The 18,669-nt window shown below is 58.8% G+C and carries 19 protein-coding genes; 12 read left to right on the top strand and 7 right to left on the bottom strand.

The genetic code is table 11. The features are described 5' to 3' along the window. The first annotated feature begins 16 nt into the window (after positions 1 to 16). The 4 genes from SPE70_RS04950 to SPE70_RS04935 are packed head-to-tail and all read left to right on the top strand — an operon-like array spanning position 17 to position 3,422. The gene (locus SPE70_RS04950; RefSeq protein WP_002890128.1) at positions 17 to 916 is read left to right on the top strand and encodes a branched-chain amino acid ABC transporter permease; all 900 of its coding nucleotides are present in this window, start codon (positions 17 to 19) and stop codon (positions 914 to 916) included. After that, on the top strand, positions 916 to 1,965 hold the full coding sequence (locus tag SPE70_RS04945) for a branched-chain amino acid ABC transporter permease (protein WP_008805324.1): 1,050 nt from the start codon (positions 916 to 918) through the stop codon (positions 1,963 to 1,965). Before SPE70_RS04950 ends, SPE70_RS04945 begins: the two co-directional genes overlap by 1 nt. Next, the gene (locus SPE70_RS04940; protein ID WP_008805323.1) at positions 1,952 to 2,734 is read left to right on the top strand and encodes an ABC transporter ATP-binding protein; all 783 of its coding nucleotides are present in this window, start codon (positions 1,952 to 1,954) and stop codon (positions 2,732 to 2,734) included. Before SPE70_RS04945 ends, SPE70_RS04940 begins: the two co-directional genes overlap by 14 nt. After that, complete coding sequence (locus SPE70_RS04935; protein ID WP_004204908.1) at positions 2,727 to 3,422, top strand: ABC transporter ATP-binding protein; 696 nt, start codon at positions 2,727 to 2,729, stop codon at positions 3,420 to 3,422. The genes SPE70_RS04940 and SPE70_RS04935 overlap by 8 nt, the downstream gene beginning before the upstream one ends. 116 nt (positions 3,423 to 3,538) lie before the next feature. On the opposite strand, the gene SPE70_RS04930 is transcribed toward SPE70_RS04935, so the two are convergent. Next, positions 3,539 to 3,715, bottom strand: coding sequence for a hypothetical protein (locus SPE70_RS04930; protein WP_012542732.1), 177 nt, complete (start codon positions 3,713 to 3,715; stop codon positions 3,539 to 3,541). 437 nt (positions 3,716 to 4,152) lie between these two features. Here SPE70_RS04930 and SPE70_RS04925 point away from each other — a divergent pair, with 437 nt between their 5' ends. Genes SPE70_RS04925 through SPE70_RS04910 form a run of 4 tightly spaced genes read left to right on the top strand, consistent with a single transcriptional unit; the run spans position 4,153 to position 7,210 of the window. After that, positions 4,153 to 4,962: an ABC transporter substrate-binding protein gene (locus SPE70_RS04925; protein WP_002890106.1), complete on the top strand. Its 810-nt coding sequence runs from the start codon at positions 4,153 to 4,155 to the stop codon at positions 4,960 to 4,962. Position 4,963: 1 nt separating this feature from the next. Continuing rightward, on the top strand, positions 4,964 to 5,782 hold the full coding sequence (locus tag SPE70_RS04920) for an amino acid ABC transporter ATP-binding protein (RefSeq protein WP_008805322.1): 819 nt from the start codon (positions 4,964 to 4,966) through the stop codon (positions 5,780 to 5,782). Then, positions 5,779 to 6,531: an amino acid ABC transporter permease gene (locus tag SPE70_RS04915; RefSeq protein ID WP_168443364.1), complete on the top strand. Its 753-nt coding sequence runs from the start codon at positions 5,779 to 5,781 to the stop codon at positions 6,529 to 6,531. The genes SPE70_RS04920 and SPE70_RS04915 overlap by 4 nt, the downstream gene beginning before the upstream one ends. Beyond that, positions 6,521 to 7,210 (top strand): amino acid ABC transporter permease, encoded by a 690-nt coding sequence (locus SPE70_RS04910; protein WP_012968861.1) that lies wholly within the window; start codon positions 6,521 to 6,523, stop codon positions 7,208 to 7,210. The genes SPE70_RS04915 and SPE70_RS04910 overlap by 11 nt, the downstream gene beginning before the upstream one ends. Positions 7,211 to 7,213: 3 nt before the next feature. Here SPE70_RS04910 and SPE70_RS04905 read toward each other — a convergent pair whose 3' ends face one another. The 6 genes from SPE70_RS04905 to ecpR form a co-directional block, all read right to left on the bottom strand. After that, positions 7,214 to 7,924 carry a fimbria/pilus periplasmic chaperone gene (locus SPE70_RS04905; protein ID WP_032732575.1) on the bottom strand — a complete coding sequence of 237 codons (711 nt, stop codon included), beginning with the start codon at positions 7,922 to 7,924 and terminating at the stop codon, positions 7,214 to 7,216. Beyond that, positions 7,893 to 9,536 (bottom strand): fimbrial adhesin EcpD, encoded by a 1,644-nt coding sequence (gene ecpD / locus SPE70_RS04900; protein WP_012968862.1) that lies wholly within the window; start codon positions 9,534 to 9,536, stop codon positions 7,893 to 7,895. The genes SPE70_RS04905 and ecpD overlap by 32 nt, the downstream gene beginning before the upstream one ends. Beyond that, positions 9,526 to 12,051: a fimbrial usher EcpC gene (gene ecpC, locus SPE70_RS04895; RefSeq protein WP_012542736.1), complete on the bottom strand. Its 2,526-nt coding sequence runs from the start codon at positions 12,049 to 12,051 to the stop codon at positions 9,526 to 9,528. The genes ecpD and ecpC overlap by 11 nt, the downstream gene beginning before the upstream one ends. 25 nt (positions 12,052 to 12,076) lie before the next feature. Further along, complete coding sequence (locus tag SPE70_RS04890; protein ID WP_023339636.1) at positions 12,077 to 12,745, bottom strand: EcpB family pilus assembly chaperone; 669 nt, start codon at positions 12,743 to 12,745, stop codon at positions 12,077 to 12,079. Positions 12,746 to 12,803: 58 nt separating this feature from the next. Continuing rightward, the gene (gene ecpA, locus SPE70_RS04885; RefSeq protein WP_012542737.1) at positions 12,804 to 13,391 is read right to left on the bottom strand and encodes a common pilus major fimbrillin subunit EcpA; all 588 of its coding nucleotides are present in this window, start codon (positions 13,389 to 13,391) and stop codon (positions 12,804 to 12,806) included. A gap of 74 nt (positions 13,392 to 13,465) precedes the next feature. Next, positions 13,466 to 14,008 (bottom strand): ECP biosynthesis operon DNA-binding transcriptional regulator EcpR, encoded by a 543-nt coding sequence (gene ecpR, locus SPE70_RS04880; protein ID WP_008805314.1) that lies wholly within the window; start codon positions 14,006 to 14,008, stop codon positions 13,466 to 13,468. 843 nt (positions 14,009 to 14,851) lie between these two features. Here ecpR and phnC point away from each other — a divergent pair. The 4 genes from phnC (at position 14,852) to phnE (SPE70_RS04860) (ending at position 18,476) form a co-directional block, all read left to right on the top strand. After that, positions 14,852 to 15,694: a phosphonate ABC transporter ATP-binding protein gene (phnC, locus tag SPE70_RS04875; RefSeq protein ID WP_040973090.1), complete on the top strand. Its 843-nt coding sequence runs from the start codon at positions 14,852 to 14,854 to the stop codon at positions 15,692 to 15,694. Positions 15,695 to 15,716: 22 nt separating this feature from the next. After that, a complete protein-coding gene (gene phnD, locus SPE70_RS04870; protein ID WP_032691132.1) occupies positions 15,717 to 16,655 on the top strand; it encodes a phosphonate ABC transporter substrate-binding protein in 939 nt (312 codons plus the stop codon). A gap of 67 nt (positions 16,656 to 16,722) precedes the next feature. Then, entirely contained in the window at positions 16,723 to 17,595 is an 873-nt protein-coding gene (phnE, locus tag SPE70_RS04865; protein WP_012968864.1) for a phosphonate ABC transporter, permease protein PhnE, read from the top strand. Then, positions 17,592 to 18,476, top strand: coding sequence for a phosphonate ABC transporter, permease protein PhnE (phnE, locus tag SPE70_RS04860; protein WP_012968865.1), 885 nt, complete (start codon positions 17,592 to 17,594; stop codon positions 18,474 to 18,476). Before phnE (SPE70_RS04865) ends, phnE (SPE70_RS04860) begins: the two co-directional genes overlap by 4 nt. The last annotated feature ends 193 nt before the right edge of the window (positions 18,477 to 18,669 follow it).

Below are 18,669 nucleotides of genomic sequence, written 5' to 3'. Positions count from 1 at the left end.
GTGACGAGGCTACAAAATGGACGGCGCCATTTTTCTCCAGCAAGTGGTCAATGGAATGAGTCTTGGGGGCATGTACGCCCTGATTGCCATCGGTTATACGATGGTTTATGGCGTGCTACGGCTGATCAACTTCGCCCATGCGGACGTGATGATGGTCGGCGCGTTTAGTACGCTGTTTTTATTTTCTTCAGTTGGGCTACCCTTCGGGGTAGCCGTTTTCCTGACCCTCGGGCTGTGCGGCCTGTTTGGTATGCTGATTGACCGGGTCGCCTATCGTCCGCTGCGTCAGGCCTCGAAAATCTCCATGCTGATCACCGCCATCGGCGTCAGCTTCTTCCTCGAAAACCTGTTTAACGTGCTGTTCGGCGGCAGCTCACGCTTCTTCTCCGCCCCTGACTTTTTCAACCAGACCCGCGCCTTCGGCAGCGTCATCATTACCAACGTGGCGTGGATTGTGCCGCTGATCACCGTCCTGCTGCTGCTGGCGATCCTCTGGCTGCTGTACCGCACCCGTTATGGGATGGCGATCCGCGCGGTGGCCTTTGACGTCAACACCGTGCGCCTGATGGGCATTGACGCCAACCGGATCATCTCCCTGGTCTTCGCCCTCGGCAGTAGTCTCGCGGCGCTCGGCGGCGTGTTCTACTCCATCAGCTACCCCACTATCGATCCCCTGATGGGCGTGCTTATCGGCCTGAAGGCCTTCGCCGCCGCCGTGCTGGGCGGGATCGGCAGCGTCACCGGCGCGGTGCTGGGCGGCTTTATCCTCGGTTTTACCGAAGTGGTCGCCGTGGCGATCTTCCCCGAACTGGGCGGCTATAAAGATGCTTTCGCCTTCCTGTTCTTGATTCTGGTCCTCTTGTTCCGCCCGGTCGGCATTATGGGCGACGAACGTCTGGAAAGGAGCCGTTTCTGATGCTCAACGCGACGACGACCGCCGGGGCGCAGCTGCGCAACCTGGCCATTATTGTCATCTGTATCGCGCTGCTGGCCGGAATCAACGTGGTTTTCAATGACTACATTGTTCGTGTCATCAGCACCATTTTTATCTTTATGATCCTTGCGGTCAGCTACAACCTGATCAACGGCGTGACCGGCCAGCTGTCGCTGGAGCCGAACGGCTTCGTGGCGGTGGGCGCCTACGTCACCGCCCTGCTGATCCTCTCCAGCGACAGCAAGGTAGACATGTTTGAAATGGCCGCCCCCAGCCCGTGGATCCTCAGCCTGCACGCAGGCTTCCTCCCTGCCCTGCTGATAAGCGGCCTGTGCGCGGCGGCGCTGGCGGTGTGCCTCGCCGTGCCGGTCTTCCGGGTGCGTGGCGACTACCTGGCCATTGTCACCCTCGGCTTTGGGTTTATCATCAAGATCCTCGCTATTAACAATCCGCAAATCACCAACGGCGCCATCGGGCTGAACGATATTCCGCAGCAGCCGCATCTCCTGTTCTGGTGCGGGCTGTTCGCCCTGCTGGCCACCGGCATGATCCTTCAGCTGGTGTGGTCGAAGTATGGCCGGATGATGAAAGCCATTCGCGACGATGAAGATGCGGCGATCGCCATGGGGGTCAACACCTTCCGCATCAAAACCTGCGCCTTCGCCACCAGCGCCTTCTTCGAAGGGATCGGCGGCGGTCTGCTGGCTTCGCTGCTGACCACTATTTCCCCGGGGCTGTTCGACTTTATGCTCACCTTCCAGCTGCTGATTATTATCGTCCTCGGCGGGCTCGGCAGCACCACCGGCGCCCTGCTCGGCACCGTACTGGTGGTCGGCAGCGGCGAATGGCTGCGCTTCCTCGACCAGCCGCTACAGTTCTTCGGTCACGATCTCGGCGCCTATCCGGGCCTGCGAATGGTGGTTTTCTCCCTGCTGTTGCTGATCATCATGCTCTTCGCCCGCGAAGGGCTGCTGGGGAAAAAAGAGATTTGGCAGATGGGAAGAAGGAACAGCAGCTATGGCGGAAAATAACGTTATCCTGCAGGTGCAGGACGTCACCATGCAGTTTGGCGGCCTGCGGGCCATCGACAACGTCAGCTTCCATGTTGATGAAGCGGAGATCTTTGGCCTTATCGGCCCTAACGGTGCGGGCAAGACCACCCTGTTTAACGTCATCACCGCCAACTATAAACCCACCAGCGGCAACGTCACCCTGGCGGGTACGTCGCTGAAGGGGCTGAAGCCCAACCAGGTGGTGAACGCCGGGATCGCCCGTACCTTCCAGAATATCCGTCTGTTTAACTCCATGACGGTGCTGGAGAACGTGATGGTCGGGCTCGACCGCGCCAGCCGCTACTCGCTGCTGGAGGCAGCTCTGCATATTGGCCGCTACTTTCCGGCCGAGCGGGCGGCGAAGGCCAAAGCCATGGCCATCCTGGAGGACATCGGCATCGCCCACTTCGCCCATATGCAGGCCACAAATCTGAGCTATGGCAACCAGCGCAAAGTGGAGATCGCCCGCGCGCTGGCCACCGCGCCGAAGCTGCTGCTGCTCGATGAGCCGGCCGCCGGGATGAACCCGAAGGAAACCGAGGACCTGGCGGAGCTGATCTTCCGCATGCGACATGACTATCAGCTCAGCGTCCTGCTGATTGAGCACGATATGCCCTTCGTCAATCGCCTGTGCGAGCGGGTGATGGTGCTGGAGTATGGTAAGCCGCTGTTCAGCGGCCTGATGGCCGAGGCGATCCAGCATCCTGACGTCATTTCCGCTTATCTGGGAGAAGCCAATTATGCTTAACGCCCGGGAACTGAAGGTCTTTTACGGCGTGATCCAGGGGCTGAAAGGCGTTGATATCGACGTCTATGACCGGGAGATCGTCACCCTGATCGGCAGCAATGGCGCCGGTAAAACCTCCACCCTCAACGGGATCGTCAACCTGGTGCGCTCCAGCGGGCGCGTCAGCTTCCTCAACGACGATATCTCACGCAGCCAGACCCACCAGATTGTACGCCGCGGGCTGGCGCTGGTGCCGGAGGGACGTCGGGTCTTTACCAACCTGACTATCGAAGAGAACCTGCGCATGGGCGCTTACAATAATCTCGCCGGCTACACCCGCCTGCGCGATCGCATGTACGCCCTCTTTCCTCGGCTCAAGGAACGACGCCATCAGATGGCGGGCACCATGAGCGGCGGCGAGCAGCAGATGCTGGCCATCGCCCGGGCGCTGATGAGCGAGCCGGTGTTATTGATGCTGGATGAACCGAGCCTCGGGCTGGCGCCGAAAATTGTCGGCGAGCTGTTCGGCATCATTAAGCAACTGCGCGAAGAGAATATGACGGTGCTGCTGGTGGAGCAGAATGCGACGGCAGCACTGGCTATCGCCGATCGGGCGTATGTCCTGGAGAATGGCCGGATCACCTTGTCAGGCGCGGCGCGGGAGATGCTGACTAACCCGGAAATTAAGCGGATGTATCTGGGGGGATAAGCGTGGTCAAAACTGCCTGGGCTGCGGCGGCGCATCCTGTGTTGCCGCAACCTCAGGCAGTCTCTTGCTACACAAAGCACACCTCGTTCCAGTAGGCTTCTCGCGTCCTGCGTCGCTCAGTATGTCTTATCATGACGGAACCACCGGGTTTCCACGTTGCCAATGTCCACGCCGTAGAGGCTGGCCACCGGCAGTATCGCCTCCATGACGCGCTGGGTATCCTGCTGTCCGGCTTCACCGTTGGACAAAAAAGCCAGCCAGCCCGTTAATCGTTGCCACAATGCCACTTTCATTTTCTCCTCTGTCGGGAAGCGAATCGCCTGGGTCTATTTCAACCACAGTTGGCCGGGCGCGGGAAATATTAATTCCGAATTTGCAATCCTGGCTGGCGCATATTACTCCCGCTCCTATCCCCTCACCCTAACCCTCTCCCTGAGGGAGAGGGAACCACCCGGCAATCGTTACAGCCCCGGTATACACCGCGGGGCTAACGCCCATGCGCACGATGAACGGAAAATTACCCCTACCCCTCCCCCTCTCTCCGGAGGGAGAGGGAACCGCCCGGCAATCGTTGCCGCGCCGGTAAAACGCCAGCGGCGCATAAAGAATACCCACAGGTTTGTTAAGTTCTTTTTCGTTATAGATAAGAATTTTTTCTTCTTTGCCGCCGACGGGGAATTTGTGGGAGCGTGATGTCCACAAAACAAAACAGGGATTCAGGGGAAAAAACATGCGCAATAAAACCACAAAAATTGCACTGGCGCTGGGTATGCTGCTGCTCGCGTCTCAGGCACAGGCAGACCAGCTGGCTGACATCAAAGCCGCCGGCGTCGTGAAAGTCGCCACCTTCGACGCCAACCCGCCGTTCGGCTCCGTGGATGCCAAAACCCACCATATCGTCGGCTATGATGTCGACTTTGCCCAGGCGCTGGCGAAAGCGCTCGGCGTCAAACTCGAGCTGGTGGCCACCAACCCGGCCAACCGTATTCCGCTGCTGCAGTCCGGCAAAGCCGACCTGATCGTCGCCGACATAACCATCACCCCGGAGCGGGCCCAGGTTATTGATTTCTCGACGCCGTATTTCGTCACCGGCCAGCAGTTCCTCGTGCCGGCCGGCTCTCCGGATAAGCTCGATGAGTACAGCAAAGCGCGCATCGGCGCGGTGAAAGGCACCACCGGCGAGCAAGCCCTGCACCAGCGTTTCCCGCAGGCTCGCGTCCTCTCCTATGACGATATTCCGCTGGCCCTGACCGCCCTGCGCAACGGCAACGTCCAGGCCATCACCCAGGACAGCACCATCCTCGCCGGTCTGCTGGCGGAAGCGCCGGATAAAGCCAAGTTTAAAATTCTGCCCGACCTGCTCAGCAAAGAAGAGATTGGCGTGGGCGTGAAGAAAGGCGAACCGGCCCTGTTGAAAGCCGTTAACGATGAGCTGGTGAAGCTGGAGAAAACCGGCGAAGCCGCGAAAATCTATGATGTCTGGTTTGGACCTGCCACTAAAACGCCGCAGCCGCGCGCCTTTACCATAGAAGCGAAATAATATGTTCTCGGGTTTACTCTCCCACTCCGCGGCCCCGGCCGCGGATTTTTCACGTCTGCAGCGCGCCAGCATTACGTTCCGTGATGTGGCCAAGCGCTACGGCGATCATCAGGTGCTAAACGCCATCAACCTGCAGGTCGAGCCCGGCGAAGTGGTGGCGATCCTCGGCCCTTCCGGTTCGGGAAAATCGACGCTGATCCGCTTGATCAACCAGCTCGAATCCTTAAGCGGCGGCGAGATCCTGATCGACGATAAACCGACCAGCCGGCTGAGCGGCAGCGCCTTGCGCCAGCTGCGCAGCCGCGTCGGCTTTGTCTTCCAGCAGTTCAACCTTTACGCCCACCTGACGGCGCAGGAGAACATCACGCTGGCGCTGGAGCGCGTTCACGGCTGGGGGAAAAGTGCGGCTCAGGAGCGAGCGCTGGCGCTGCTGCGCCAGGTCGGACTGGAAGAAAAAGCGCAGCAGATGCCGGCGCAGCTCTCCGGCGGCCAGCAGCAGCGGGTGGCGATCGCCCGCGCCCTGGCCTCCTCGCCGCAGATTATCCTGTTCGATGAGCCCACCTCGGCGCTCGACCCGGAGATGATCGGCGAAGTGCTGCAGGTGATGAAAACCCTCGCCCACAGCGGGATCACCATGCTGGTGGTGACCCATGAGATGCAGTTTGCCCGGGAAATTGCCGACCGGGTGGTGTTTATCGACGGCGGCGACATTCTCGAGGTCGCCCCGCCGGCTGAGTTTTTCGCCCATCCGCAGCATGCCCGCGCACGGCGTTTTCTGCAGAAGGTGCTGGATCCGCTGCACCAGGAGAGCCTCGAGTGACGCCGATGCTTGACTGGCACGGCGTCCTGAGCGGGCAGCCGTTGCAATGGATTATCTCTGGTTTTCTCACCACCGTCTGGGTCAGCGTCGCCGGGATCCTGCTCGCCACCCTGCTGGCGGTCCTGCTGCTGGCCCTGCGCCTCGGCGGCGGCCGCGCGGGGCGCGGACTGGTGGCCGCGTGGGTCTCGTTGTTTCGCAACACCCCGCTGCTGGTCCAGCTGCTGTTCTGGTACTTTGCCGCCTGGAACCTGCTGCCGCTGGCGGTGAAGAAGGTGGTGAACGACGAACACGCCTGGTCCATTTTGCCGGGTAACGTCTGGTGGCTGACACCGGAGTTCCTCTGCTCGATGTGGGGGCTGGGGGTCTTTACCTCCGCCTTTCTGGTGGAAGAGATCGCCTCCGGACTGCGCGCCGTCAGCCACGGGCAGCGGGAAGCCGCGCTGTCGCAGGGCTTTACGCCGTGGCAGGAGCTGCGCTTTATCCTCCTGCCGCAGGGGCTGGCCAACGCCTGGCAGCCGATTGTCGGCCAGTATCTTAACCTGATGAAACTCTCATCGCTGGCCAGCGGCATCGGCTTTGCGGAACTGACCTATCAGGTACGACAGATTGAGAGCTATAACGCGCACGCCCTGGAGGCGTTTGCCGTCGGTACCGCGCTGTACCTGGCGCTGGGGGTGGCGATGGGCGTGGCGCTAACGCGTCTCGGCCCGGGAAGAAAACTGCAACGGAGCGCCCAACATGAACGCTAATCTGGCGGTGATCGCCGATAACCTCGATTACCTGCTGTGGGGCCGACTGGCGGAGGGCCAGCCCGGCGGCGTGGCGCTGACCCTGCTGATGGCCATCGGCGCCACCCTGCTGGCGCTGCCGGGAGGCATTGCGCTGGCGGGCCTGGCCTGGCGCTACGGCGGGCTGGTGCGGCGTCTGCTGTTTCTGTGGGCGGAAATTATTCGCGGCATCCCGCTGATATTTGTCATCTTCTGGCTGTGGTATCTGCTGCCGATGCTGACCGGCGGCGATCTGCCCGGCGCGGTGACCGTGACCCTGGCGCTGGCGTGGTTTACCGCCGCCTCGGTGATGCACTCGGTGCTGGCCGGGCTGCAGTCGCTGCCGAAAGGACAGTATGAGGCGGCGCTGACCCAGGGGTTCGCCCCCGGGCAAACGCTGCGCCTGGTGCTGCTCCCGCAGGCGCTGCGCAATGTTCAGCCCTCGCTGGTGGGGATCTTTATCGGCCTGCTGAAAGACACGTCGCTGGCGTTTATCGTCAACGTCCCGGAGCTGACCACCGTGGCCGGTCAGGTCAACAACCGGGTGCAAATCTATCCCCTGGCGATCTTCGTTTTCACCGGCGCGGTGTACTACCTGCTGTGCTGCGGTCTGAGCCTGCTGGCCAGCCGGCGTTTTACCCGCCGCGCGACCACCGGATAAGGGTCACTCCGCGGGACGGGGCTTCACCGGGCAGGTATCGCTGATCTTAATAAATTTGTCGTTATAAACCAGATAGTGGTTCCCCGGCTGGCGCAATGCCGGCTGGCGAACCACGTCGCCAGGACGCAGATACCACGCGTCCCCCTCCTCTTCGGTCGAATCGCATCCGGGTTTAATCAGCAGCTTGAACCAGGTATTGCCGGTGTTGCTCACCGTCCCGGCCACCTTATCGAAAGACCATTTAAACTGCACCTCGCGTGGGCGCACCACCAGAATGGTATCCATCACCACCACCGGCTCCATGCTGACCTCGCCGCCGGTCGGGCTGCGCCTCGTCAGGTTGCGGGTGGGGATTTCGCGAAACGAGACCCGATAGTAGCGCTCGCGGTTATCCCGCGGCCCATGATAGTAAAATTTAAAATACTCGCTCTCACCTGCCTGCAGTACCAGCTGGCGGGGGGCGAACAGCAGTTCGCCATCCACCGGCCGGGAGCGGACTTCGCTGCCGCCCGGGCGATCGATGGCGCTGACGGCGATGCGGTACAGCCGCGCGCTTTTATTGTTGTTGACCACCCGTTTGCTGGCGAAATCCGCTTCGGCCGGCAGGGAAAAGGTCAGGTTACCGACCGAGATCGCCTGAGCCAGCGGCGCTGCCAGCAGGCAGCCCACCGTCAGCAGGGCCTTAGTTAATGTTGCGCCACGTCGCCTGGACATGAATCTCTCCTGAAGCGCTGACTTCGCCAAACCAGCCGTTATCGTCTACCGTCCGCAGCGAAATGGCGTTATCCATCGGAATCGAAAATTTCACCGTGGTCTTATCCATCTGCCCCACTTCGCCGGAGATATCGGTCCATGGCGTGGTCAGCCACAGCGCATCGGTCATATCCCGCCAGCTGTCATCGCACCCGGCATCGTAGGTCTGCGTCGTGCCGCTGCGGGTGATAAAAGAGAGCGTCGCCGGGAACGGCACTTTCGCCGTACCGTCATCAGAGCTGAAGAGACAGTAGGAACGCCCGCCAATCACCTGCGCCGGTCCGGTCACCTTGATCAGCACTTCATCGGCGGCCGTTTTACCGCTGGTGGTGACGATGTAGCCGAAATCGAGCGCCGGTTCGCCGCTGCCGACATATCCCTCGCGCGACGGCGCCGAGGTATATTCGTCCGAGATAATGCTGATGCTGAAATCACGGGGCTTGATAATCAGCGTGTTGGAGGTGGAAAACTCATACCAGCCTGACTCCGGCGAGGTGGTGTTCTGAAAGCGAAAGTTGAACAGATCCTTGGTGTTGATATCGCTGATCCCGAGATTCACCATCTGCTTAAAGAAGTTGCTGGAGAAGAAAACATAGATCGAGTCTGAGCTCTTCATCTCGTTGAAAGTGTAGTAATAAGCGGTATTGCTCACCGGCTTCCAGGAGCTGCCGTTGAGGCTGAACTGCATATCGTACGCCCCGACGGCCGAGGCCAGCGACGAGTTGGCGATCGCCGGGAAAATATGGATCGAGGTGTTGCTTAAGCCGTTGGTCTGCAAGGTATAGTTGACCATCTTACAGCTTAATCCTGCGCGGCTGCCGATGGTCTGCGTCTGGCAGTCGGCGTTCCCTTCTCCCAAGGTCGGCACGCCGTCGCTGTTGATAAACACCTCCGCCAGCGAGTGGGTATTAATCAACCGCAGGTTCGCGGCTTTTGTGTGGGTGACGTTGCGCACATACCAGTTACCGGAGGCCTGATCCTTACAGCGCGCACCGCTGCTGGCATCGTAGTTCACCGAGGTCTGACAGGCATTGATGGTCATCGTAAAGCTGCCGCCGACCGGCATCTGCTGCAAATATTGATAAAACGCGTCCGACATCATGCCGTGCATCCACTTCGCGCCGCCGCTGGTCACCGTCGCGCCATAAAACCCGCTGGCGTCGGTGGTTTGCGGCAGGATCAGGCTGGTGGCCATATCGCACCCGGCGTACCAGTTGATGCAGCGCAGGCCGGTTAAGGGGTGCGAAACCGGCGAGTTTTCCAGCCACATATCAAACTTCCAGTTGGCATTGAGCCCGGTGTTGTAGCCGTTATCGATATAACCGAGACTCTGCTGATAAATGGTGCCGGAGCCGGTGTATTTTAAGCCGGTCCAGCGGTTAGCGCCGGTCATACGCGGATCCAGCGCCCCGCCGGGGGTGACGAAAAAGTTGTCGTCGGAGTTGTTTTCAACAAACACAAACTCGCGCGCCGGCGCATCCGACCAGGTGGTCTTGGTCACCGCCGCCCTGAGTGCGGCTGCCGGCCAAAGCAGCGCGAGGATCGCCAGCGCCATCAGTGCATTAACTTTCATTCTCTTCTCCTGTCTGCTGCACCGCCGCCCACGACGAGAGGCCGCTGCAGACCACATCCCCGACCCAGACGGCGCCGCGTGCCTGGCTGAGCTCCAGCGCCACTTCGCAGGTTTTATTGCCGCCGTAGCTGAAATCGATAGTGGGGTATTTCTTATCCACGTCCATGACAAACTCGCCGTTTTCATCGGTCCGGGTACGGCCGATATGGTTGTTAATCCGCGCATTCGCCAGCAGCGTGCCGTCTTCTGCACGAATACGACCGGAGACGGTGACCATCTGCTTCACCTCTGGCTCAATCACTGCGACGTTGCCCGGATAAAGGGTCAGATGACTCTTACGCCCGCTGACGATGTCGTAGCTATCGAGCGAGTTTTTGCTGTTCTGCAGCTCCACCTCATAGCGGCCATAGGGAGAGAGCGGCAGGTAGTTACGCTTGCCGCTGAGCGGGAAAATCCGCCCGTTAACCCTGGCGCTAATCTGACCATCGTCCTCCAGCCCGGTGTTGAAGATCACTCCGGCGTTACCGTCAGTTCGTCCGCTGGCGGCGATGTTTTTGCCCTGCCAGCCGACGCTGCCGCTGGCGGTGAGGTTAGTGTTGACGTAGCCGTCCGCCGCACTGTTGACGTTCAGCGTGCCGCTGGCGTAGCGGGCGTCGAACTGGGCATACGCTCCGCCGCTGAGGGTTTTGTCATCCCCGGTATCGCCGGAGATGGCCCGCGACAGATTGGCGCCGATGGTGCGAATAGTGCCTTCATCAAACTGCTTGCGCGCTGAGAGGTTAGCCATGGTGTAGCCGTTCTGATGGGTCATCCCGGCGCTGAACCAGTTGCCCAGCGGCAGCGAGAGATCGAGAGCGATATATTTCCCGGTGTTGGCGCTGCTGTCGCCATTGTTATAGCGCTGGATCCCCGCCCGCAGGCCGAGCGATCCAAACGCGCCGCTGTAGACCGTCTGATAGTAATCCGCAGTGTAGTAATGACTGTTGTAGCGGCGGTCATCGTTGTAGCTGACGCTGAACGTCCCCAGCTTCGACCACAGCGCGTTCAGGTTGAGGGTGCCACCGATCGCCCGGTTGTCGGCATCGCTGCGCCGCAATTGATCGCCAATGCGGGTTCTCTCCTGGTTGACCCACACTGAACTGAAGCCTCCCGGCAGCGTAGCGCTGATGCTGCCGACGCTGCTCCAGGAACTGTCGCTGGCCAGCATATTCTGCAGGTTAACGTTGATCGACTCGCCCAGCGGCAGCGTCAGGCGGGTTTCCCCCACCGCCTGGTTGTCGTAGCCATAGCCCGTTGCCGCCCAGCTCAGGGTGCTGAGCGACCCGGAGGTCGAGAGGCCTGCCAGCCAGCTCTCTTTTGCCGGCCGGGTCTTTTTGCCGCTTTCCGACCAGCGATCCATATGGAAACTGCCGCCCCATACCTGCCACGCCAGCGGCGCGCCGATGCCGCGTCCCCGGCTGAACAGCTTATTGACCCGCTGGGTGCGTTTGCTGACCACCCGACCATTAACGATCACCTCCACTTCCACGTCGTAAATACCGTACGGCAGGCCGCGGGTATCCACTTCATGGTTGCCCATGGCGAAGTTCTGGACGCTCAGCAACCGGCCGTCACGGGTGAGATGCACCTCGCCCGCCGCCGGTAAAAAGGCAATCACCGGCGTGGCCGACTGACTGTTGTCGAAGACGGTGGAGCTGGCCTGATTCCCCCAGGAAAGGCCGTAAATCTTGCCGGCCGAAATAGCGGTCATCGGTCCCAGGGACTGCAGGTTCCAGGTGTCGAGCATCCCGCCGGCAAAGCGGTGGCCGGCGAAATCGCGCTCATACATGGCCTTATATAATTCACTGTCCTGCTGACCGCTGCCGATCCCGTACAGCGAGCCGTCGAGCACCACGTGATGCTCCCGCAGCGCGGTGACGTTGTTCAGCGACAGGTAGCTGGAGGTGTTGCTCCCGCCATTGCGCATCTGGTTGTTATAGACGCCGAGGTTATAGCTCAGGTTGCTGCTGAGGGTGTTCACGCTGGACTGACCGATATCTTCGCTGCGCGAGCGCAGCACGGTGCCCAGCGCCTCGCGTTTGACCACCAGCTGCAGCAGCAGCTGGCGCAGGCTGAGATCCAGCTGCGCGCTGTCGGTCAGGGGAATGGTGAGTGCCTCGCTGAACGGGGCGTTGGCCAGGCCGATCAGCTGCTGTCGGGTCTGTTGGCTGACGCTGGCGTTCCCCTCGCTCTCCTCCAGTTGGATCTGCCGGACACGCAGCTGGCCGTCGTCCAGCCAGATAAAGGCGCTGCCGATCCGCTGATCGTCACGGGTGTCCTGGCTGCCGGCAAGATGAATATAGAGCGGGACGCTCATACCGTCCTGCAGCGCCCGGCTGAAGGCCTGCGGAATAATCACCCCGCCAATCTGCTGGGCACGTACGGCAGCAGCGCTGGCGTCGGGCTGAACGAACAAAAAGATCATGCCGAAGGCAAGCTGCGTTTTCAGTCCTGGGGAAATCCGTCGTAGAGGCATCGTCGTTATCCATCTGCACAACTGTCTATTTCACGGGAACAAACTGCTCACCCTGCCAAAGCGCAACCCGTCCTTTTTTATTCGCCGTGTCCACCTGCGTAAAACGGCGCGATTTACCCGGCATCAGGTAGTAATTCTCTTTACACTCCTTACCGTCGGCGGCCTTCAGGCAAGGGCCGTAGGCGAGGATCCGCAGCGTCGCATTCCCGGTGTTGGTCAGAGAGCCGTTGGCGTACTGAAAGCGGTAATTCACCTGACGCGGCGCCACCACCAGGATGGTGCCGATGCGAGCGGACGCCGTCGCTACCGCGCTGCGGTTGGCGTTATCGCGCTGGGCATCGCTGAGTGCCTGATCGAACCAGACAATACGGTAGTAGCGCTCTTTGTCATCCGCCGGGCCTTTGTAGAAGAAGCGGATCACATCGCTGGCCTGGGCGGGTAGCAGCAGGCTGGCGGGGGTAAGCAGCACCTCATCCGGTTTATCCATCGGGATAACCTGCCCACCATCCAGCGGGGAAGAGAGCCGTTCGAGATGGATATTGATCAGTCGACCACTGTCTGTGCTGTTCTTGATTGTTTTGCTCAGCGTGCTGCTGCCGCTGTTCATAAAAGATGAGATATCGCCGACATCCAGCGCCTGCGCCGGCGACACCCCGGCAAGCAGCAGCCCGAGAGCCAGAAGGTGCTTTTTCATAACAATTCCGTCCGTGAAAAAAGCAGGGGGAGCCCCCCCTGCTGGTGCATCAGAAGGATCAGCTGGTCCAGGTGGCGTCGAACTGGACGCTGACGTCGCCGCTCCAGATCCCTTCCGGCAGGGTGCTGTAATCGGTCACTGCGGTGGTGCCGTTGGTGGTGCCGCTAATGATGGAGAAAGTGAAACCATCCTGCGCGGTGGTACGGCCGCTGGCGTTGTAGCCATTAGCCAGCGCGCTGAGGTTGCCGCCCAGCACGCCGTTAGCGGTATCGATCATCACGGTATCTGCCGTTTTTTCGACCGCGGCGCCGTTATAATCCACACCCACGCTCAGCGTGGAGCCGGAAGTGTCCAGCTGGGTTAAGGTGTTGGTGATAAGGCGCGAGGTCAGCTTAAAGGCGGTCGCCGTTGCGTCACCCTCAATCGCCACGTCAAACAGACCTTTCTGCGAGTTAAAGCCTTTAATGCCTTCGGCGTACTGGAATGCCAGGCTGCCGAGCGGGGTCACAACCAGCTTGCTGGTGGTGTCTTTTTTAGCGGTCGCCGACCAGGTCGCAACAGCCTGAGCCGTTACGTCAGCAGCCTGCGCCACACCCATACCGGTAAACGCTGTTACCAGAGCTATTGCCAGAACCTTTTTTTTCATCGCTTTTTCATCCTGAGTTGAATTAAGGACATGATGTCCCGGTGAACCATTTAAAAAACAATATTGCCTAGGTGTTACTGAACTAACTTATATATTTTGGAATACAGTTTGGCCTCAGCATTGCGCCGATGGGTATATACTGTCTTCACGCTACAATTTTCAATTCTGGCGATCGATTTCGGCTGCATGCCCTGAGCGGTCATGCGGATTATTTTCATTTCCCGGTCAGTAATTTTATCTTTCTTAATATCTTTGCGGAGAAATCTGCCATTAATTACGTAGGCCAGTTCTTTTCTAATATCGCGACTCAGGCCAACATATACCACGCCGCGAATATTGCTATTGTAATACCAGTAATTTGCTAAGGCTTCTGATTTCCTGGCCGCAATCAATACGACCTGTTTCCCCTTTACCGCGGATAGCCATTCGCTATCGCGCCTGATAAATTCATTTAAAGAAGCCGTGTTGAGATTGATAAACACAAAATCCTTTCTAATCTTCTCCTGCGACAGATAAATTAATTCATCGATATCCAGAATGAGTTCGGATAGTCCTTTATAGAAGTAGGAGTCATGGGCAGACCAAATGTACTTATCGGAACAGCATTTATATTCCATATAGTTTTTAACCTCATAGTCCTTGAAGTAATCATTTTTACAACTTCACTGTTTGCCAGGCCTACAAAGTTAACTGGCGTATTCGCTTCCTTTAATAAATCGCCATTAAATAAGACACGCATTACTTATCAATATTTGATAAGCCGGGTTTAATTTTAATTATTTCTGCATGGCGTTGAATTTAAGTTTTTTCCTATGGAGTGTCAACACGCGGACAGGCAATCAATTTCGTGCCTGGGTCAATATTTACAAAAACTGAAAATATCGGATTTTTGAGGAGTGGAAAAAGACATTTATTTTCATGAGGTTATTGGCAATATTACCCTCAATTCTTACTTGTGCTTTATATTACCCAGGATCTTCGCCCTATTATGTTAGGAATATTCTTAATGAGGAGCAGGCTGGAGTTGTCAAATAAACCAAATTAACAACAAAATAAAGAATATAAATCTGAATATAAGCAATAACCAGGATGATTTACCAATTCATAAGTCACATGAATAGATTAACCTGCCGCACAAAATAGTTATGCATATGTTAATTCTGCGGAATGATGAATGCTAAACAAAGGTAGAAGCATTATCTATTCGATTAAACAGACCTCATTAGCAAGATAAAACGAGTTTTGCCGATAGGTGCCTGCCGTCACGGCTGCGCCTGCCTTCGCGCCCCCCGAAAGCATAGCCGCTTTTCAAGGCTTCGCCAGCGGTCAGCAAGCCGCGCGGTCGGCCTGTCATCCCCGCCTTTTCCCGCCTGTTCACGCTTTGTTCGCAATACCGTCATCGAAATTTCATATAAAGACCTATTAATAGTGCCCAGTTAATGACGAACCTGGACACTCTTATGAACAGCTCTCTTGCCGCGGTGGCCGAAACTGATTTCCAGCCGTTCACCGATCTCGATGCCGGCCTGCAGCGGAAGGTCTTAAGCGTGCGTAACCTGACGAAAGCCTATCATGCTCAGCACAAGGTGCTGGACGGCATCAGCTTTGACCTGCACGCCGGTGAAATGGTCGGGGTCATTGGCCGCTCCGGCGCCGGTAAATCGACGCTCCTGCATGTCCTTAATGGTACGCACAGCGCCAGCGGCGGTGAAATTCTTAGCTATCCGGAAGTCGGTATGCCACACGATGTCTCAAAGCTGAAAGGCCGCTCACTCAACGCCTGGCGCAGTCAGTGCGGGATGATCTTTCAGGACTTCTGCCTGGTACCGCGCCTCGACGTGCTCACCAACGTCCTGCTTGGCCGCCTCAGCCAGACTTCAACCCTGAAGTCGCTGTTTAAAATTTTCCCCGCCGCCGACCGGGCGCGCGCCATTGCGCTGCTCGAATGGATGAACATGCTGCCGCACGCGCTGCAGCGGGCGGAGAATCTCTCCGGGGGACAGATGCAGCGGGTGGCAATCTGCCGGGCACTGATGCAAAACCCCGGCATTTTGCTGGCCGACGAACCTGTCGCCTCGCTGGATCCGAAAAACACCCAGCGCATCATGGATGTGCTGCGCGAGATTAGCGAGCAGGGCATCAGCGTGATGGTAAACCTGCATTCGGTAGAGCTGGTGAAGACCTACTGCACCCGGGTTATCGGCGTCGCCAGCGGCCAGCTTATTTTTGACGATCACCCCTCCCGGCTGACGCAGGATGTGCTGCAGCAGCTGTACGGCGATGAAGTTAGCCAATTGCATTAATTTCACTCACACGGGCAACATAATGAAAAAATATATGACTGGCGCAGTTCGTTTATCCGCAGTGGTCGCGGGCATGATGATGGCATGGCAGGCGGCGGCAGCGCAGCCGAAAGAGCTGAATCTGGGCATTCTCGGCGGGCAGAACGCCACCCAGCAAATCGGTGATAACCAGTGTGTGAAGACCTTCCTCGATAAAGAGCTGAACGTGGATACCAAACTGCGTAACTCTTCCGACTATTCCGGGGTGATCCAGGGTCTGCTGGGGGGCAAAGTCGACGTGGTGCTGAGCATGTCCCCCTCCTCTTACGCTTCGGTTTATATCAATAACCCGAAAGCCGTGGATATCGTCGGCATCGCCGTGGACGATAAAGATCAGTCCCGCGGCTATCACTCCGTGGTGATCGTCAAAGCCGACTCCCCGTACAAAACGCTGGACGATTTAAAAGGCAAAGCCTTCGGCTTCGCCGATCCGGATTCCACTTCCGGGTATCTGATCCCTAACCATGCGTTTAAAGAAAAATTTGGCGGAAACGCCGACAACAAATACAACAATACCTTCTCCAGCGTCACCTTCTCCGGCGGCCACGAGCAGGACATTCTCGGCGTGCTGAACGGCCAGTTCGCGGGCGCGGTCACCTGGACCTCGATGGTCGGCGATTACAACACCGGCTACACCACCGGCGCGTTCAACCGTCTGATTCGCATGGATCATCCGGATCTGATGAAGCAGATCCGCATTATCTGGCAATCACCGCTGATCCCGAACGGCCCGATCCTGGTAAGCAATGCGCTGCCGGCGGACTTTAAGGCGAAAGTCGTGGCGGCGGTGAAAAAACTGGACACCGAGGATCACGCCTGCTTTATCAAAGCGATGGGCGGTACCCAGCACATCGGTCCGGGCAGCGTGGCTGACTTCCAGCAGATTATCGACATGAAACGCGAGCTGGTGAGCGCGCGTTAATCCTGCCTCAACGCCGCCTGCTTGCCCACAGGGTGAGCGGCGGCGCTACGTTGAAGATCCCCGACGCATGAAGACGACCCACACCGAATTTGAACGCTATTACCAGCAGGTACGCTCGCGGCAAAAGCGCGATACCGTCTGCTGGTCGTTACTCCTGCTGGCGCTCTATTTTGCCGCCGGCAGCGCCGCAGAATTTAATCTGCTGACCATCTGGCACTCGCTGCCCCACTTCTTTGACTATATGGCAGAGACCATTCCGCCTCTGAGTGCCGGTAACCTGTTCGCCGATGTGCAGACCAAAGGCTCGCTGGCCTGGTGGGGCTATCGCCTGCCGATCCAGCTGCCGCTCATCTGGGAAACCCTGCAGCTGGCGCTGGCCTCGACGCTGGTGGCAGTCGCCATTGCCACCATCTTCGCGTTCCTCGCCGCCAACAACGCCTGGACCCCGGCGCCGGTACGCTTTGCCATTCGGGTACTGGTGGCGTTTTTGCGCACCATGCCCGAGCTGGCGTGGGCGGTGATCTTTGTTATGGCGTTCGGCATCGGCGCGATCCCGGGCTTTCTGGCGCTGATGCTGCACACCGTCGGCAGCCTGACCAAACTGTTCTACGAGGCGGTGGAGAGCGCGCAAAACAAACCGGTACGCGGCCTGGCGGCCTGCGGCGCGTCGCCGCTGCAGAAAATCCGCTTCGCCCTGTGGCCGCAAGTGAAACCGCTGTTTCTCTCCTACGGCTTTATGCGGCTTGAAATCAACTTCCGTTCGTCGACGATTCTCGGGCTGGTGGGCGCGGGCGGTATCGGCCAGGAGCTGATGACCAATATCAAGCTCGACCGCTACGATCAGGTGAGCATCACCCTGCTGCTGATCATTCTGGTGGTGTCGGCGCTGGACATGCTGTCCGGTCGTCTGCGCCTGTGGGTACTGGAGGGTAAGAAATGAGCGTCTGGCACATGCAACCGGATATCGCCGCCAGCCGGCGGCAGCATAAACAGCTCTATCAGGTTCAGGGGCGCTACCTGCGCTACGTCGGGCTGGTGGCGCTGGCCTGCGTGCTCTATTACGTCTGGTTTTTTCTGCAGTTTGGCATCAGCGGCGAGCAGCTGACCACCGGTCTGCAGCAGATTGGCCGCTACCTGGCGCGGATGTTCGTCTGGCACGACTTCTGGAACTGGCCGTTCGGCTATTACTTCACGCAAATCGGCATCACCCTGGCTATCGTCTTCGCCGGGACGCTGACCGCCACGGTGCTGGCGCTGCTGCTCTCCTTCTTTGCCGCCCGCAACATCATGCGCGGCGTGGTGCTGGGGACCCTTGCCCTGCTGATGCGCCGCCTGTTTGATGTGCTGCGCGGGATCGACATGGCTATCTGGGGGTTGATTTTCGTGCGCGCGGTCGGCCTCGGGCCGCTGGCTGGGGTGCTGGCGATCATCATGCAGGACACCGGTCTGCTGGGACGGCTGTACGCGGAAGGACACGAAGCCGTGGACCGCTCGCCCGGGCGCGGGCTGACCGCCGTGGGCGCGAACGGCCTGCAAAAGCATCGCTTTGGCATTTTTACCCAGTCGTTCCCAACCTTCCTCGCCCTGAGCCTGTATCAGATTGAATCCAACACCCGCTCCGCGGCGGTGCTGGGCTTCGTCGGCGCCGGGGGTATCGGGCTTATCTATGCCGAGAACATGCGCCTGTGGAACTGGGATGTGGTGATGTTTATCACCCTGCTGCTGGTGGCGGTGGTGATGATCATGGACACCCTTTCCGCCTGGCTGCGCCGTCGCTATATCGGCGGCGCCGCGGTGCCGCTGTATCAGGGCGGACGCTAGCACACCTTTGCGCCGGATGGCGGCTTCGCCTTATCCGGCCTACTCGTCCAGGACTGGCTGTTGACTCACCGCCGGGCCTGGGGCAACTGAAACTGCCGGTACTGGCGGCCTCAACATCGCTGAGACGTTCCCGGAAGGCCGGGGCAGCCCGCATGGATGCGGGCTGAGGGCCGTGTTTTGCAGGGATGCTGCC

This window comes from Klebsiella sp. ZJOU C1 (assembly GCF_035620215.1).
In the GTDB taxonomy this organism is placed as follows: Bacteria; Pseudomonadota; Gammaproteobacteria; order Enterobacterales; family Enterobacteriaceae; genus Klebsiella; species Klebsiella variicola.
The sequence above is the reverse complement of the archived record's forward strand: the minus strand, read 5'-3'. Positions and strand labels throughout refer to the sequence as shown.

Coding starts and splice junctions, on each gene's coding strand:
- SPE70_RS04925 (WP_002890106.1), top strand. CDS start 4,153: ATGCGCAATAAAACCACAAAAATTGCACTGGCGCTGGGTATGCTGCTG.
- SPE70_RS04920 (WP_008805322.1), top strand. CDS start 4,964: ATGTTCTCGGGTTTACTCTCCCACTCCGCGGCCCCGGCCGCGGATTTT.
- ecpA (WP_012542737.1), bottom strand. CDS start 13,391: ATGAAAAAAAAGGTTCTGGCAATAGCTCTGGTAACAGCGTTTACCGGT.
- SPE70_RS04905 (WP_032732575.1), bottom strand. CDS start 7,924: ATGTCCAGGCGACGTGGCGCAACATTAACTAAGGCCCTGCTGACGGTG.
- phnE (WP_012968864.1), top strand. CDS start 16,723: ATGAAGACGACCCACACCGAATTTGAACGCTATTACCAGCAGGTACGC.
- SPE70_RS04950 (WP_002890128.1), top strand. CDS start 17: ATGGACGGCGCCATTTTTCTCCAGCAAGTGGTCAATGGAATGAGTCTT.
- ecpC (WP_012542736.1), bottom strand. CDS start 12,051: ATGCCTCTACGACGGATTTCCCCAGGACTGAAAACGCAGCTTGCCTTC.
- SPE70_RS04935 (WP_004204908.1), top strand. CDS start 2,727: ATGCTTAACGCCCGGGAACTGAAGGTCTTTTACGGCGTGATCCAGGGG.
- phnD (WP_032691132.1), top strand. CDS start 15,717: ATGAAAAAATATATGACTGGCGCAGTTCGTTTATCCGCAGTGGTCGCG.
- phnC (WP_040973090.1), top strand. CDS start 14,852: ATGAACAGCTCTCTTGCCGCGGTGGCCGAAACTGATTTCCAGCCGTTC.
- SPE70_RS04910 (WP_012968861.1), top strand. CDS start 6,521: ATGAACGCTAATCTGGCGGTGATCGCCGATAACCTCGATTACCTGCTG.
- SPE70_RS04930 (WP_012542732.1), bottom strand. CDS start 3,715: ATGAAAGTGGCATTGTGGCAACGATTAACGGGCTGGCTGGCTTTTTTG.
- ecpR (WP_008805314.1), bottom strand. CDS start 14,008: ATGGAATATAAATGCTGTTCCGATAAGTACATTTGGTCTGCCCATGAC.
- phnE (WP_012968865.1), top strand. CDS start 17,592: ATGAGCGTCTGGCACATGCAACCGGATATCGCCGCCAGCCGGCGGCAG.
- SPE70_RS04945 (WP_008805324.1), top strand. CDS start 916: ATGCTCAACGCGACGACGACCGCCGGGGCGCAGCTGCGCAACCTGGCC.
- ecpD (WP_012968862.1), bottom strand. CDS start 9,536: ATGAAAGTTAATGCACTGATGGCGCTGGCGATCCTCGCGCTGCTTTGG.
- SPE70_RS04940 (WP_008805323.1), top strand. CDS start 1,952: ATGGCGGAAAATAACGTTATCCTGCAGGTGCAGGACGTCACCATGCAG.
- SPE70_RS04890 (WP_023339636.1), bottom strand. CDS start 12,745: ATGAAAAAGCACCTTCTGGCTCTCGGGCTGCTGCTTGCCGGGGTGTCG.